Raw genomic sequence first — 13555 nt, 5'->3', positions numbered from 1 at the left:
GCGGGGACGGCGGACCCGGAGTCCACGGACGGACCCGGTCACCCCGGCCGGGGGAGGGGCTTGACGAAGCGCCCCCGGTGACCGGACGCGGCGCTGCGCACGGGGCCGGCGGGGCCCCGCCCCGGCGACGGGCGCGGGCCCGGGGCCGGGCGGCGGGTAGGTTGGCCCGTCATGTGGGCTTTGAGTGCCGCCGGGTGCCGGTGGCTGGGTGCGGCCGGGTCCCTCGGCGTCACGGTCGGCGGATACGCGGCGGGCGCGCTGCCCGTGCGCGGCGGCGGAGACCTGTGGGCGCCGCGCGGCGGCGGGGCCGGAACCTTCGGGGCGGTGCTCTGCGCCCTCGGGCTCACCCTGCTCGTCCTCGCCTGGTGGCGGTACGGCGTCCTCCGCACGCGCGGGGCGCGGGACGGGGCCCTGGTGACCCTGGCCTGCTGGGCCGCGCCGCTGCTCGTCGCCCCGCCCCTGCACAGCGCCGACGTCTACAGCTACATCGCCCAGGGCGCCATGGTCCTGGAAGGCCACGACGTGTACGGCGCCGGGCCCTCCGTCCTCCGGCCGGGGGATCTCGGCGCGGACGCGGCGGCGAGCGTCGGCGGCAACTGGACCGACACCCCCGCCCCGTACGGCCCGGTCTTCCTGCTGGTCGCCGAGGCGGTCGTGCGGCTGACCGGCGGCGCCGTCGTGCCGGCCGTGCTGCTGTTCCGGCTGGGCGCGGTGGCTGCGGTCGCCCTCCTCGCGTGGGCCGTGCGCGGCCTCGACCACGCGGACGGGGCCCTGTGGCTGGCCGTGCTCAATCCGCTCGTCCTCGTCCACGTCGTCGGCGGCGTCCACAACGACGGCCTGATGGCCGGACTCATGCTGGCCGGTGTCCTGCTCGCCGTGCGCGGCCGGTGGGTGTGGGGCAGCGTCCTCGTCGGCTGCGCCGTGATGGTGAAGTCCCCGGCCGCCGTCGCCCTCCTCTTCGTCGGGGTGCTCGTCGCCCGCCGGGCCGGAGGCGGGGCCCGGGGCCTCGCGAAGGGGCTCCTGCTGCCCGGGGCGATCGCCGGGGCCGTCGCGGCCGGGGCGAGCCTCCTCGCCGGCACCGGCTTCGGCTGGCTGGGCACGCAGTCCGTCGCCGGCGCGATCCACACCCCGCTCTCGCTCACCAGCGACCTCGGCCTGGCCCTCGGGACGCTGGTCGCCGACGACCCGGGGCCGGTCAAGACCGCCGTGCAGCAGGCGGGGCTGCTCGCCGCCGTGGCGGTGATCGCCGTCCTGGCGTGGCGCGCCCACCGGGGCCGTACCGATCCGGTCCTCGGCCTCGGGCTCGCGCTCGTCGCCCTCGTCGCGCTCTCGCCGATGGTGCAGCCCTGGTACCTGCTGTGGGGGACGGCCGTCGTCGCGGCCGCCGCCTGGCGCGGCCGGGCCGGGCAGGTGCTCGCCGTCCTCTCGGCGGCGCTCGTGTACGAGACCCAGCCGGACGGCCGCACCCCCTGGTACGGCTTCGTCGCGGCCGGGCTCGTCCTGGCGCTCGGCCTCCTGTGGCTCCGGCGCGACCCGTGGCCGTCCACCCGGGACGCGGCGGAGGGCGCGAGCCCGGTGGACGCGGGGCGGTAGCCTCCGGGCCATGACGCGACGTCGCTGGACCCTGCCGCTCCTGGTGTTCGCCCTCGGTGGCGCCCTCACGGCGGTCCGGGCCGCGCAGGGCGGCCCCGGCGGCGCCCTCGCCTCGCTGCTGATCTTCGCCCTGCTCGCGGCGGCCGTCTCGCCGCTGGTCTTCCCGCGGTCGACCGGCGCGGCGGAGGCCCGCCGCCTCGCCGAGGCCGACGGGCGCCCGATCGTCTACTGGCGGCCGGGCTGCGCGTACTGCCTGCGCCTGCGCACGCGGCTCGGCTTCCGCGCCCGCCGCGCGCACTGGGTCGACATCTGGCGCGACCCGGAGGCGGCGGCCGCGGTGCGCGAGGCCGCCGGCGGCGACGAGACCGTCCCGACGGTCGTCGTGGCCGGCCGGGCCCACGTCAACCCCGACCCGGCCTGGGTCCGGAGCCGGCTCACCGCCTAGGACACCGGCGTACGGCGGATCGCGCGGCCCGCGAGGACGTCCGTCCGGCGGCCGTCCTCGATGACGAAGCGGCCGTCGATCAGGACGTGCGGGATGCCCACCGGCAGGGCGCGCGGGTTCGCGTAGGTGGAGCCCGCCGCGACCGTCGCCGGGTCGAAGAGGACCAGGTCCGCCACGTACCCCTCCTTCACCCGGCCCCGGTCCGGCAGCCGCAGCCGGGCCGCCGGGCGGGAGGTCAGATGGGCGACGCACTCCTCCAGGGTGAGCACGCCGAGGTCGCGCACGTACCGGCCGAGGTACTCGGGGAACGTGCCGTACGCGCGCGGGTGCGGCTTCGCGCCCTGCAGGATGCCGTCCGAGCCGCCGGTGTGGACCCGGTGCCGCATGATCGCCCGCACGTTCTCCTCGTGGCCCACGTGCTGGAGGATCGTCGTCCCCAGCCGGTCGGCCGTCAGGAGCCGGCGGGCGGTGTCCCAGCCGTCGACGCGCCGCCCCACGTACGCCCCGAGCCCCGGCTCCGACACCCCCGAGATCTCGATGGTGTCCCACTCCACAGGCACCCCGTGGCAGCCGTCCGACCCCGTCACCTCCAGGTCGTACCGGATGCGCTCCGCCGTCCCCGCGTCGGCCAGCCGGGCGAGGACCGCCTCGGGGCCGCCCTCCTGCGCCCAGGACGGCAGCAGCGCGAGCAGGGTCGTGCAGCCGGGCGTGTACGGATACGTGTCGAGGCTGATGTCGGAGCCGTCGTCCAGCGCCCGGTCCAGGAGGGCGAGCAGCTCCGGGGCCCGGCCCTTGTTGACCCCGAAGTTCATGGTGGCGTGGGCCAGGTGGAGCGCGCAGCCCGCCTCCCGGGTGAGCGCCACCATCTCCTCGTACGCGCGCAGTGCCCCCGCCCCGTACGAGCGGTGGTGCGGGCAGTAGTAGCCGCCGTACCGCGCCACCACCCGGCACAGCTCGGTGAGCTCGGCGTCGGGGGCGTACATGCCGGGGGTGTAGGTGAGCCCGGAGGACATGCCGACCGCGCCCTGCTCCAGACCCTCGGCGACCAGCTGCCGCATCCGGTCCAGATCGGCCTCCGTCGCCGGTCGGTCCTCCCAGCCCATGGCGTACATCCGGACCGTGCCCTGCGGGACGAGGTAGGCGGCGTTGACGGCGATGCCCCGGTCGAGCCGGTCCAGGTACTCCCCGACCGTCCGCCAGTCGAGGTCCAGGTCGGAGCCGTCGCCGTTCCAGCCCGTGATCGCCCGGCGGACCTCCGCCAGGGTGCGGTCGTCGGCGGGGGCGTACGACAGCCCGTCCTGGCCCAGCACCTCCAGGGTCACGCCCTGCGCGGCCTTCGCGCTGTGGTCCGGGTCGCGCAGCAGCGCGAGGTCGCTGTGGGCGTGCATGTCGATGAAGCCGGGGGAGAGGGCGAGGCCTTCGGCGTCGAGGACGCGGCGGCCGGTGGGGCGCTGGCAGCCGGCCGCCGCGCCCTCCCGCACGACGGCGGCGATCCGGCCGCGGTCGATCGCCACGTCGGCCCGGTAGGACGGGCCGCCGCTGCCGTCGATCACCTCGGCGTCGCGGATGACGAGATCCATCGCGGGCCCCCTAGAAGAACGTGCGGAGGTAGTCGACGACCGTGCCGTCCGCCTCGACCAGCGGGATGAGCTGCCACTTGTCGAAGGAGGTGCAGGGGTGGGACAGGCCCATCCCCACCCAGTCCCCGACCTCCAGGTCCGCCCCCGGGGCGGTGCGCAGCCAGGCGTGCTGGTCCGACAGGCCCGTCACCTCGATGCCCTCGGCCGGGCGGACCGCGCCGGTGCGGGCGTCCCGGACCACCTGCGCCTCGGGCAGGTGGAGGTCGTACGCCGCGTCCCGCTTCCCCGCGTTGGTGAAGGCCTGCTCGGGCGTGGGCCGGGAGACGACCTGCGACCAGAGGCGGAACGCCGGCCGCAGCGCGCCTTCCGCCGGGACCCGGTTGAAGGGGGTGAGCGTGCGGTAGTGGCCGTCGTCGTGCGAGACGTACGCGCCGGAGCGCAGCAGCTTCAGGACCGGCAGCGAGAGGTCCGGGATCTCGGCGAAGACCTCCGCGACCGTGTCGAACCAGGCGCTGCCGCCCGCGCTCACCACGATCTCGCCCGCGGACGGGTCGAAGCGGCCCGCCTTGTCGAAGTCGGCGGCCAGCGCGGTCAGCCGGCGCAGCCAGGCGCGGACCCGCTCCGGGTCGGCCGCAGGCACCTCGCCCTCGTACCCGGCGACCCCCACGAGACGCAGCGTGCCGGCCGTCGCGACCGCGTCGGCCACGGCCGCGCACTCCGCCTCCGTACGCACTCCGGTGCGGGCCCCCTCGCCCGCGCCCAGCTCGACCACGACGTCCACGGGGCGGGACGCCCCGGCCGCCCGCAGGGCCTCGTCCATCAGCTCGGCGCCGCGCACCGAGTCGACGTAGCAGACGAAGCGGAAGCCGGGGTCGGCGTCCAGCTCGGCGGCGAGCCAGCGCAGGGCGGCGGCGTCGACCAGCTCGTTGGCGAGGAAGATCCGCGCGATGCCGTGGGCGCGGTAGACGCGGGCCTGGTGGGGGACGGCGGCGGTGATGCCCCAGGCGCCGTGCTCCAGCTGGCGCTCGAACAGCCGCGGGGCCATGGAGGTCTTGCCGTGCGGGGCGAAGGCCAGACCGTGGCGCTCCGCGTACTCCTTCAGGAGGCGGAGGTTGTGCTCGACGGACTCGGCGGAGAGCGCGAGGACGGGGGTGGTGAAGCCGCCGGTGAAGAGGTCGCGGCGCTGCGCCGCCAGCTCGCCGACGGTGAGGCCCTCGGCGTCCGGGGGCAGCCCCTTGAATCGGTGGTCGACGCGCTCGCTCGCCAGGTCGGGCATGACTCCTCCTCCTGTGTTGCACATACTGCAACACCCATTGCGCATATCGCTTACCGCTGTCTAACATCCGGGCCAACGGCCGGTCAATGGATCCGGCCGCCGCCGCCCCCCGGGGCCGCACGACCACCAGGAGCGAGAGTGACCGCGAACCCGCCCGTGGACGAGACCGCCGGGCCCGGACTCCCCGGCGCCGACGTCGTCTGCCTCGGCGAGTCCATGGTCACCTTCCTGCCCGGCCGCCCGGGCCGCCTCGCCGACGTCCCCTCCTTCACCCGCGCCATCGGCGGGGCCGAGTCCAACGTCGCCTGCGCCCTCGCCGCGGCCGGCCACCGGGCCGCGTGGGTCGGGCGGGTCGGGCACGACGGCTTCGGAGACCACCTCGTCGAGACCCTCACCGCCCACGGCGTCGACGTCACCGCCGTCCGGCGCGACCCCCACCGGCCGACCGGCGTCTACTTCCGCACGGCCGGCGACCGGGCCGAGGAGGGGCACGAGGTCGTCTACTACCGGGCCGGCTCCGCCGCCTCCGCGATGTCGCCCTCGACCGTGCCGCACCGCTTCACCGACCGGGGGCGCGTCCTGCACCTCTCCGGCATCACCGCCGCCCTCTCCGCGGACTGCCTCGCCCTCATGCGGGCGCTCACCGCGCCGCGCCCCGGGCGGCCCCTCGTCTCCTTCGACGTCAACCACCGCCCCGGGCTCTGGCGCGACGGCTCGGCCCCCGCCGTCCTGCGCGAACTCGCCCGGGGCGCCGACCTCGTGCTCGTCGGCGCCGACGAGGCCGAGACCCTCTGGGGCCTCGGCGATCCCGCCGCCCTCCGCGCGGCCCTCCCCGAACCGTCCGTCCTGGTCGTCAAGCGCGGGGCCCGGGACGCGGTGGCGTACGCGCGGGAGGAGCGTCCCGGCCCCGCGACGGGCCTCCTGCCGCCCGCCGGCCGCGACCCGCGCCCCGACACCGTCGTCACCGTCCCCGCGCCCCGCGTCGACGTGGTCGCGCACGTCGGCGCCGGGGACGCCTTCGCCGCCGGATTCCTTTCCGCCGGACTGCGGGGGCTCGGGCTCACCGCCCGGCTGCGGCACGGACACCTCATGGCCGCTGCCGCCCTCACCGTGCCCGGCGACCTCGCCGCACCTCCCCGCCGCGAGCGCGCCGACCGGCTCGCCGCACTCGACGAGACCGCCTGGGGGACACTTCACCTCGGCCCCGGCTGGACGGGGGAGGACCAGGAGGTACGTACGCCATGAGCCAGACCGTCGACCGCGCGCTCAGCATCCTGCCGCTGCTCGCGCAGGGCCCCGCCGACCTCGGGCAGGTCGCCGAGCGCCTCGGCGTCCACAAGTCCACCGCCCTCAGGCTCCTGCGCACCCTCCACGAGCACGGCCTCGTCTACCGCCAGCAGGACCAGCGCTACCGCCTCGGCGCCCGTCTCTTCGCCCTCGCGCAGGAAGCCGTCGAGAACCTCGACATCCGCGAGATCGCCCACCCCCACCTCGTCGCCCTCAACGAGGAGATCGGGCACACCGTGCACCTCGCCGTGTACGAGGAGGGCGAGGTCCTCTACATCGACAAGGTCGAGAGCCGCTACCCGGTCCGGATGTACTCGCGCATCGGCAAGCCCGTCGCGATCACCGTCGCCGCCGTGGCCAAGCTGCTCCTCGCCGACCTGCCCGAGCCGGAGCGGCGCGCCCTCGCCGCCAAGCTCGACTACCCCCCGTACACGCCCCGTTCGACCCCCGACGCCGCCGCCTTCCTCAAGGAGCTGGCGACCGTACGCGAACAGGGCTGGGCCACCGACCTCGGCGGCCACGAGGAGTCCATCAACTGTGTCGGCGCCCCCGTGCGGGGCGCGGACGGCCGGGTCGCCGCCGCCATGTCGGTCTCGGCGCCCAACGTCGTCGTCACGGCCGAGGAACTCCTCACCCTGCTCCCGCTGGTGCGCCGCACCGCCGACGCCATCAGCCGCGACTACTCAGGCAAGGACCGCACATGACCGAGAAGACCGCCCTCACCCCGGCCACCCACACCACCCCGCCCGCGAAGTTCTCCCACGGCGTCCGCAAGGGCAACATCCTCCAGGTCGCCGGCCAGGTCGGCTTCCTCCCCGCCGTCGGGGGACAGCCGCCGACGCCGGCCGGCCCGACCCTGCGCGAGCAGACCCTCCAGACCTTCGCCAACGTCAAGGCGATCCTGGAGGAGGGCGGCGCCACCTGGGACGACGTGATGATGATGCGCGTCTACCTCACGGACGTGGACCACTTCGCCGAGATGAACGAGATCTACAACCAGTACTTCGAGGAGCAGGGCCTCAAGGAGCCCGCCGCCGCCCGCACCACCGTGTACGTGGGCCTCCCCAAGGGCCTCCTCATCGAGATCGACGCGCTCGCGGTCCTGAGCTGACCCCGGGCAGCGACCCCGCCCCGCCACCGGGCCCGACGACCGGACCGAGGCCGAACTGATCCCCGGCGAGATCGCCGCGCTCGCGGTCCTGAGCTGACCCCGGGCAGCGACCCCGCCCCGTCCCCGGGCCCGACGACCGAACCGAGACCGAACTGATCCCCCCGCACCCGCCGCTCCACGGCACGGCGTCCGACCCCCGGACGCCGTGCCGCGCTCCCCCCTACCCTGAACGAGGTCCCCCTGCCATGCCTCCCACCGCCCCGCCGCCCCACACCGGCGGTCTGCTGCTCCTCGTCCCCGGCACCGCGGGCCTGCTGACCGTCGCCGCGCTCGGCATCGCGCTCCTGCTGTTCCTCATCATCAGGATCCGGCTCCAGCCGTTCGTCGCGCTGCTCGCCGTCTCCGTCACCGTCGGCCTCGCCGCCGGGCTCTCCGTCACCGAACTCTTCGGCACCGTCCAGAAGTCCGCCGTCGGCTCCGTCGTCGAGAGCGGCATGGGCGGCATCCTCGGCCATGTCGCCATCATCATCGGCCTCGGCACCATGCTCGGCGCGATACTCGAGGTCTCCGGCGGCGCCGAGGTGCTCTCCTCCCGGCTCCTCGGCCTCTTCGGCGAGCGGCGCGCCCCGCTCGCCATGGGCCTCACCGGCCTGCTCTTCGGCATCCCCGTCTTCTTCGACGTCGGCATCTTCGTCCTCGCGCCCCTCGTCCACGCCGCCGCCAAGCGGTCCGGGAAGTCGGTCCTCCTGTACGCGATGCCGCTGCTGGCCGGCCTGTCGATGACCCACGCGTTCCTGCCGCCGCACCCCGGCCCGGTCGCCGCCGCCGGTCTGCTGCACGTCTCACTCGGCTGGGTCGTCCTCATGGGCGTCCTGGTCGGTGTCCCGGCCGTCCTCGCCGCCTGGGGCTACGCCGCCTGGATCGGCAAGCGCGTCTTCGTGGAGGTCCCGCAGGACATGCTGGAGGCCGCCGAGGACGCCAGGGCGAAGGCGGCGGCCGAGCGCCGCGCGACCGGCGAGGCCCCCGTCGGACTCTCCACGGTCCTCCTGGTCATCGGCACGCCGCTCGTCCTGATCCTCGCCGCGACCTTCTCCTCCGTCGCCCTCGACCCGTCCACGCTCCGCTCGGTGGTCGAGTTCTTCGGCAACCCCTTCGTGGCCCTGACGATCGCGCTGGTCCTGGCGTACTGGCTGCTCGGCGTCCGGCGCGGCTGGTCCCGCGCCTCCCTGGAGCAGGTGTCCACCTCGTCCCTGAAGCCGGTCGGCAACATCCTGCTCGTGGTCGGCGCGGGCGGTGTCTTCGGCGCCGTCCTCAAGGCCAGCGGGGTCGCCCAGGCGCTCTCCGACACCTTCCGGGACGTCGGCCTGCCGGTGATCGTGCTCGCCTACCTGATCTCCCTGGTGCTGCGCGTCGCCCAGGGCTCGGCCACGGTCGCCATCGTCACCACGGCCGGCATCGTCCTGCCGCTGGTCGAGGGCGGCGGGCACTCGCAGGCCTTCCTCGCCCTGGTCATCATGGCGATCTCGGCCGGTTCCATCTTCGCCTCGCACGTCAACGACGGCGGCTTCTGGATCGTCTCGAAGTACTTCGGCATCTCGGAGCGGGACACCCTCAAGTCCTGGACGGTCCTGGAGTCGGTGCTGTCCCTCGCCGGGTTCGCGGCGGCGGCCCTGCTCAGCCTGCTGGTCTGACCCCGCCGCCCGTGCCGGGCCGCCCGGCCGCAGCCGTACGGAGGCGCCCCGGCCGAGGAGGCCGGGGCGCCCGTGCGCCGTACCGTGCCGGTCAGCTCGTGCAGTACTGCGCCTGCTTGCCGATCGAGCGGTACATGCAGTCCGCGTTCTCCAGGAGCTGGAGCACCGCGTCACGGTTGCGGGAGGTCTCGCGCTCGATCACCTCGTCGGGCGGGTAGAAGCCGCCCTCCCAGGACGAGGCCGGGTACATCTCGAAGGTGTAGCCGAAGATCTTGTGGGCGCCCCACAGGTAGTCGTCGATCGAACCGTCCGTGATGTACAGGTCGCTGGACTGCTCGGCCGTGTAGCCGTTGCTCGCCGCCATCTTGCCGCCGACGGCCGCGAAGGCGTTCCGGTCGTCCTGCGTCATGCCGGGGGCCGTGTCCGCCGTCGTGTACCCGAACGGCCACAGCACCAGCTCGCTGTACGTGTGGAAGTCGATGCCCGCCCTGATCTGCTGCTTGCCGCCGATCACCCGGGAGCGCACGAAGTCCGCGACGACCTTCACCTCGGGGGCCGACTCGGGGGCCGCGCCCCGGTAGGTCTCCGAGCTCTTGGAGGTGGAGGAGCCGCCGCAGCAGCCCCACTTGTAGTCCCAGTTCCGGTTCATGTCCGTACCGATGTACGTGGAGCCGGAGTTCGGCTGGCGGTTCTTGCGCCAGCTGCGGTACGAGCCGGAGGCGATGTCGTACTCGCCGCCGTCCGGGTTGAGGTCGGGGACGATCCAGATCTCGCGGCCGTTGACGGCGTTGGTGATCCTGCTGTCCGTGCCGTACCCGGCGCCGAGCTCCCTCAGCAGGTAGAGCGCCATCTCGACGGTGAGGTGCTCACGGGCGTGCTGGTGGTGGGTGAAGAGGACCTCGGGCTCGTTCTCGTCGGTGGCGACGTTGTCGCTGATCTTGATCGCGACGATGTCGCGGCCCTGGTACGACTTGCCGATGACCCGCTTGCTCATGATGGAGGGGTGGGCGGCCAGCCGCTGGTCGATCTCCGCGTTCATCTCCGCGTAGTTGTGGTACTTCGCGTCGGCGGAGGGGAAGTCGAGCGGTCCGGCGGCGCTCCGCGCGGCGGTGCCGCGCTGCGGCGGGCCGGGGAGGGCGACGGGCTCGTGGCCCAGCGCCCGCAGTTTGCGCAGCTGTTCGGCGTTGGCGCTGACCACGACCGAGTGGTCGTCGGCCTCGTCGACGGAGACACCGGAGGCGGCGAGCGCGGTGCGCTCGGCGGGGGTGGACGGGCCGTGGATCTCGTACTGCCGGATCACCTCCTCGAAGGTGCCGGAGGCGGCGGTCGGGGCCGGGCCCGCGCCGGCCGGGGACGAGAGGGCGGAGAGGGGCGCCGCCAGGGCGAGCGCCACGAGGGCCGCGAGGGTGGCGGTCCTTCTGCCGTGCGGGCGGGTGGGTGTGCCGGTGCGGGGACGCGAGCGCGAGCGCATGTCGACTCCTGCCGTGGGGGGTGCGGGGCGGGTGACCCCGTGCCTGCATCGTCCAGGCGTGGCATGAGCGCGTCAATAACCCGTTCCGGTCACGCCCCGGTGTCCCGGCCGGACGCGACCGATCGTGCCGCGCCGCGCCGGACCCCTTGCCCGATCACCCCACGCCACGCTTGGGTGACCTGACGTCACATGCGTCACAACGACGAGCGAAGGGCGGGCAACCATGACGGACACCGCACGGCGGGAGGGGACCGAGGGCACGGACGGCCCCCGGTTCCGCAAGGCGAGCTGGCGGTACATCGGACCCGGCATCGTCGTGGCCGCGACCGGCGTCGGCGCCGGCGACCTCGTGGCCACGCTCATCGCCGGCAGCAAATTCGGCTACACACTCCTCTGGGCGGCCGTCGTCGGCTGCCTCGTGAAGATCTCCCTCGCGGAGGCCGCCGGCCGCTGGCACCTGGCCACCGGCCGCACCCTCTTCGACGGCTGGCGCAGCCTCGGCCCGTGGACCACCGTCTACTTCGCCGTCTACGTCGCCGTCTGGGGCTTCGTGTACGGCGCCGCCGCCATGTCCTCCAGCGCCCTGCCCCTCCAGGCCCTCTTCCCGGGCGTCATGGACCTCAAGTGGTGGGCCGTCCTGTGCGGCGTGGGCGGCCTGGTCTTCGTCTGGTTCAACCGGTACGCCGTCTTCGAGAAGGTGATGACCCTCCTCGTCGGCGTCATGTTCGTCATCACCGTCTACCTGGCCGTCCGGGTCACCCCGCACCTCGGCGAGGCACTGGCCGGGCTCGTCCCCGTCCTGCCGGGCGGCTCGCTGATCTACACGCTCGGCCTGATCGGCGGCGTCGGCGGCACCATCACACTGGCCGCGTACGGCTACTGGGTCAACGCCAAGGGCTGGACGGACACCTCGTGGATGAAGGTGATGCGCCTGGACAACCGCGTCGCCTACATCACCACCGGCGTCTTCGTCGTCGCCATGCTGTTCGTCGGCGCCGAACTGCTCCACTCCTCCGGGGTCGCGCTCGCCAAGGGCGACAAGGGACTCCTCGACCTCGGCAACGTCCTGGAGGACAGATACGGCACCGTCACCTCCAAGCTGTTCCTCATCGGCTTCTTCGCCACCTCCATCACCTCCCTCATCGGCGTCTGGCACGGCGTGAGCCTGATGTTCGCCGACTTCGTGTCCCGCTTCCGCGAGGGTGGCGCGGCCACGGGCGAGAAGGTCGCCGCCGGCGTCCGCGAGAAGTCGCTGCCCTTCCGGGCCTACCTGCTGTGGCTGACCTTCCCGCCGATGAGCCTGCTGTTCCTGGACCAGCCCTTCGGCCTGGTGATCGTGTACGGCGTGATCGGGGCCTTCTTCATGCCGTTCCTGGCCCTCACCCTGGTCTGGCTCCTCAACTCCTCGCGCACCCCCCGCGAATGGCGCAACGGCTGGCTGAGCAACGGCGTCCTGGGCGCGGCCGGCCTGCTGTTCGTGGTGCTGTGCGTGCAGCAGGTGCGGGAGCTGCCCTGGTGATCGCCGGGACGGCCGGATCGCCATACTGAGGACATGACGACGCCCGCCGGCTTCGGCCCCCCGATACCGCCGCCCGCGCCGTACGGGGCTCCGCCGCAGGTCCCGTACGGGGCACCTCAGGTTCCGTACGGCGGCCCGGCTCCCGCGCCGTACGGGATGCCGGCCCCGGTCCCGTACGGGGCGCCGGCGGCCGGCGGGCCGGAGTTCGTGGCGCACGACCGGCGCAACTCCGTGATCGTGGACCCGGCGGGTGTGTCCCTGGAGGTCGGCGGCCGCACCGTGGACTTCCCCTGGGCTGGCGTCGCGGCCGTGCACGCCGCCCCCGGTCCGCACGGCCACATCCTCATGGTGGCGGTCCGCCACCCCGGCGGCATGCTGTACGAGTGCCGGATCGACGCACGGCGCAGGGCCCGGCTCCACCAGTGGCTGGCGGAGCTGGGCCCCGTGCTCGGGCACTACCTGGCCCACCGGGCCTGAGGCGGCCGCTACGGCAGGGCGTGGACGTGCGGGCCCACCGCGTTCGACCAGGCGTTGCCGGCCGTCGCGTCCCAGTTCGTCGACCAGGTCATCGCGCCGCGCAGCCCCGGCCACGTCCGGTCCGGCTTGAAGGTGCCGCAGCCCGTGCCCCGGGTGAGGCAGTCGAGCGCGTTCTTGACGATCTGCGGGGAGACGTAGCCGCTGCCCGCGCCCCGGGTCGAGGCGGGCACGCCCAGACCGACCTGCGAGGGGTCGAGACCGCCCTTGAGCTGGATGCAGGCGAGCGCGGTGAGGAAGTCCACCGAGCCCTGGCTGTACACCTTGCCGTCGCAGCCCAGCATCGAACCGCTGTTGTAGTACTGCATGTTGACCACGGTCAGGATGTCCTTCACGGCGAGCGCCGTCTTGAAGTACTCCGTGCCGGTGCTCTGCATGTCGATCGTCTGCGGCGCCATCGTCAGGACCATCGACGGGCCCGCCTTGGCGGAGAGCTGCCGCAGCGCCTTCACGAGGTAGGTGGAGTTGATGCCGTGCTCCAGGTCGATGTCGACCCCGTTGAAGCCGTACTCCTGCATGAGCGCGTACGCGCTGTTCGCGAAGGCGGTCGCGGAGGCGTCACTGTTGATGGTGACGTTCCCCTTCTCGCCTCCGACCGAGATGATCACCGACTTGCCCGCCGCCTTCTTCGCGGCGATGTCGGCCTTGAAGTCGGCGACCGAGGCGTAGCCGACGGCCGGGTCGAGGTTGAAGACGATCTGTCCGGGCGTGGCGGTCGAGTCCGCGAAGGACACGGCGATGATGTCGTACTGCGCCTGGACGTCCCGGAGCTTCTGCACGGTCGCGCCGTTGTCGAAGTTCTGCCAGTAGCCGGTCAGCGCGTGCTTCGGCACGGCCGGGCCGGGGCCGGGGTCGGTCGCCTTGCCCGTCCGGGCCGTCACGGCGGCCGACTTCGCCGACTCGCCCGCCGTGTTGGCCGCAGCCACCTGGAACTGGTACGCCGTGTCGGCGGCGAGCCCCGTCACCGTGGCCGACGTGCCGCCGACGGTCGCCGCGAGGGTGCCGTCCCGGTAGACCTTGTAACCGGTCGCCCCGGTCACCGGGCTCC

At 73.9% G+C, this 13555-nt stretch carries 12 protein-coding genes; 8 read left to right on the top strand and 4 right to left on the bottom strand.

Annotation, left to right across the window (positions count from 1 at the left end; translation table 11 throughout):
• The first annotated feature begins 171 nt into the window (after window positions 1-171).
• Together mptB and RIF68_RS10415 are read left to right on the top strand one after the other, a co-directional pair.
• The gene (mptB, locus tag RIF68_RS10420; protein ID WP_309050883.1) at window positions 172-1593 is read left to right on the top strand and encodes a polyprenol phosphomannose-dependent alpha 1,6 mannosyltransferase MptB; all 1422 of its coding nucleotides are present in this window, start codon (window positions 172-174) and stop codon (window positions 1591-1593) included.
• A 10-nt stretch (window positions 1594-1603) separates the two neighbouring features.
• Entirely contained in the window at window positions 1604-2038 is a 435-nt protein-coding gene (locus RIF68_RS10415; protein WP_309050882.1) for a glutaredoxin domain-containing protein, read from the top strand.
• Here RIF68_RS10415 and RIF68_RS10410 read toward each other — a convergent pair.
• Both RIF68_RS10410 and RIF68_RS10405 read right to left on the bottom strand, forming a co-directional pair.
• Window positions 2035-3618, bottom strand: a complete 1584-nt coding sequence (locus tag RIF68_RS10410; RefSeq protein WP_309050881.1) for a D-aminoacylase — start codon at window positions 3616-3618, stop codon at window positions 2035-2037. The two genes, RIF68_RS10415 and RIF68_RS10410, sit on opposite strands and share 4 nt — an antisense overlap.
• A gap of 10 nt (window positions 3619-3628) precedes the next feature.
• On the bottom strand, window positions 3629-4894 hold the full coding sequence (locus tag RIF68_RS10405) for an alanine racemase (RefSeq protein WP_309050880.1): 1266 nt from the start codon (window positions 4892-4894) through the stop codon (window positions 3629-3631).
• A 216-nt stretch (window positions 4895-5110) separates the two neighbouring features.
• Here RIF68_RS10405 and RIF68_RS10400 point away from each other — a divergent pair, with 216 nt between their 5' ends.
• The 4 genes from RIF68_RS10400 to RIF68_RS10385 all read left to right on the top strand — a co-directional run bounded on the left by RIF68_RS10400 (window position 5111) and on the right by RIF68_RS10385 (window position 8983).
• Window positions 5111-6139 carry a sugar kinase gene (locus tag RIF68_RS10400; protein WP_375165095.1) on the top strand — a complete coding sequence of 343 codons (1029 nt, stop codon included), beginning with the start codon at window positions 5111-5113 and terminating at the stop codon, window positions 6137-6139.
• Window positions 6136-6885, top strand: coding sequence for an IclR family transcriptional regulator (locus tag RIF68_RS10395; RefSeq protein WP_309050878.1), 750 nt, complete (start codon window positions 6136-6138; stop codon window positions 6883-6885). The genes RIF68_RS10400 and RIF68_RS10395 overlap by 4 nt, the downstream gene beginning before the upstream one ends.
• Window positions 6882-7292: a RidA family protein gene (locus RIF68_RS10390; RefSeq protein WP_309050877.1), complete on the top strand. Its 411-nt coding sequence runs from the start codon at window positions 6882-6884 to the stop codon at window positions 7290-7292. The genes RIF68_RS10395 and RIF68_RS10390 overlap by 4 nt, the downstream gene beginning before the upstream one ends.
• Before the next feature lie 245 nt (window positions 7293-7537).
• Window positions 7538-8983, top strand: a complete 1446-nt coding sequence (locus tag RIF68_RS10385; protein ID WP_309050876.1) for a gluconate:H+ symporter — start codon at window positions 7538-7540, stop codon at window positions 8981-8983.
• Between the two features lie 91 nt (window positions 8984-9074).
• On the opposite strand, the gene RIF68_RS10380 is transcribed toward RIF68_RS10385, so the two are convergent.
• Window positions 9075-10454, bottom strand: a complete 1380-nt coding sequence (locus tag RIF68_RS10380) for a M14 family metallopeptidase (RefSeq protein WP_309050875.1) — start codon at window positions 10452-10454, stop codon at window positions 9075-9077.
• Between the two features lie 223 nt (window positions 10455-10677).
• On the opposite strand from RIF68_RS10380, the gene RIF68_RS10375 reads away from it, so the two are divergent.
• Window positions 10678-11973 carry an Nramp family divalent metal transporter gene (locus tag RIF68_RS10375; RefSeq protein WP_309050874.1) on the top strand — a complete coding sequence of 432 codons (1296 nt, stop codon included), beginning with the start codon at window positions 10678-10680 and terminating at the stop codon, window positions 11971-11973.
• Between the two features lie 33 nt (window positions 11974-12006).
• Complete coding sequence (locus RIF68_RS10370; protein WP_309050873.1) at window positions 12007-12450, top strand: hypothetical protein; 444 nt, start codon at window positions 12007-12009, stop codon at window positions 12448-12450.
• A gap of 8 nt (window positions 12451-12458) precedes the next feature.
• On the opposite strand, the gene RIF68_RS10365 is transcribed toward RIF68_RS10370, so the two are convergent.
• The coding region (locus tag RIF68_RS10365) for a glycosyl hydrolase family 18 protein (RefSeq protein WP_309050872.1) at window positions 12459-13555 on the bottom strand (1097 nt) is incomplete at its 5' end.

The sequence above is a fragment of the Streptomyces sp. genome (assembly GCF_031178505.1).
Classification (GTDB): Bacteria; Actinomycetota; Actinomycetes; order Streptomycetales; family Streptomycetaceae; genus Streptomyces; species Streptomyces gulbargensis.
Note: the sequence above shows the minus strand (reverse complement) of the source record. Positions and strands in the feature narration are given on the sequence as shown.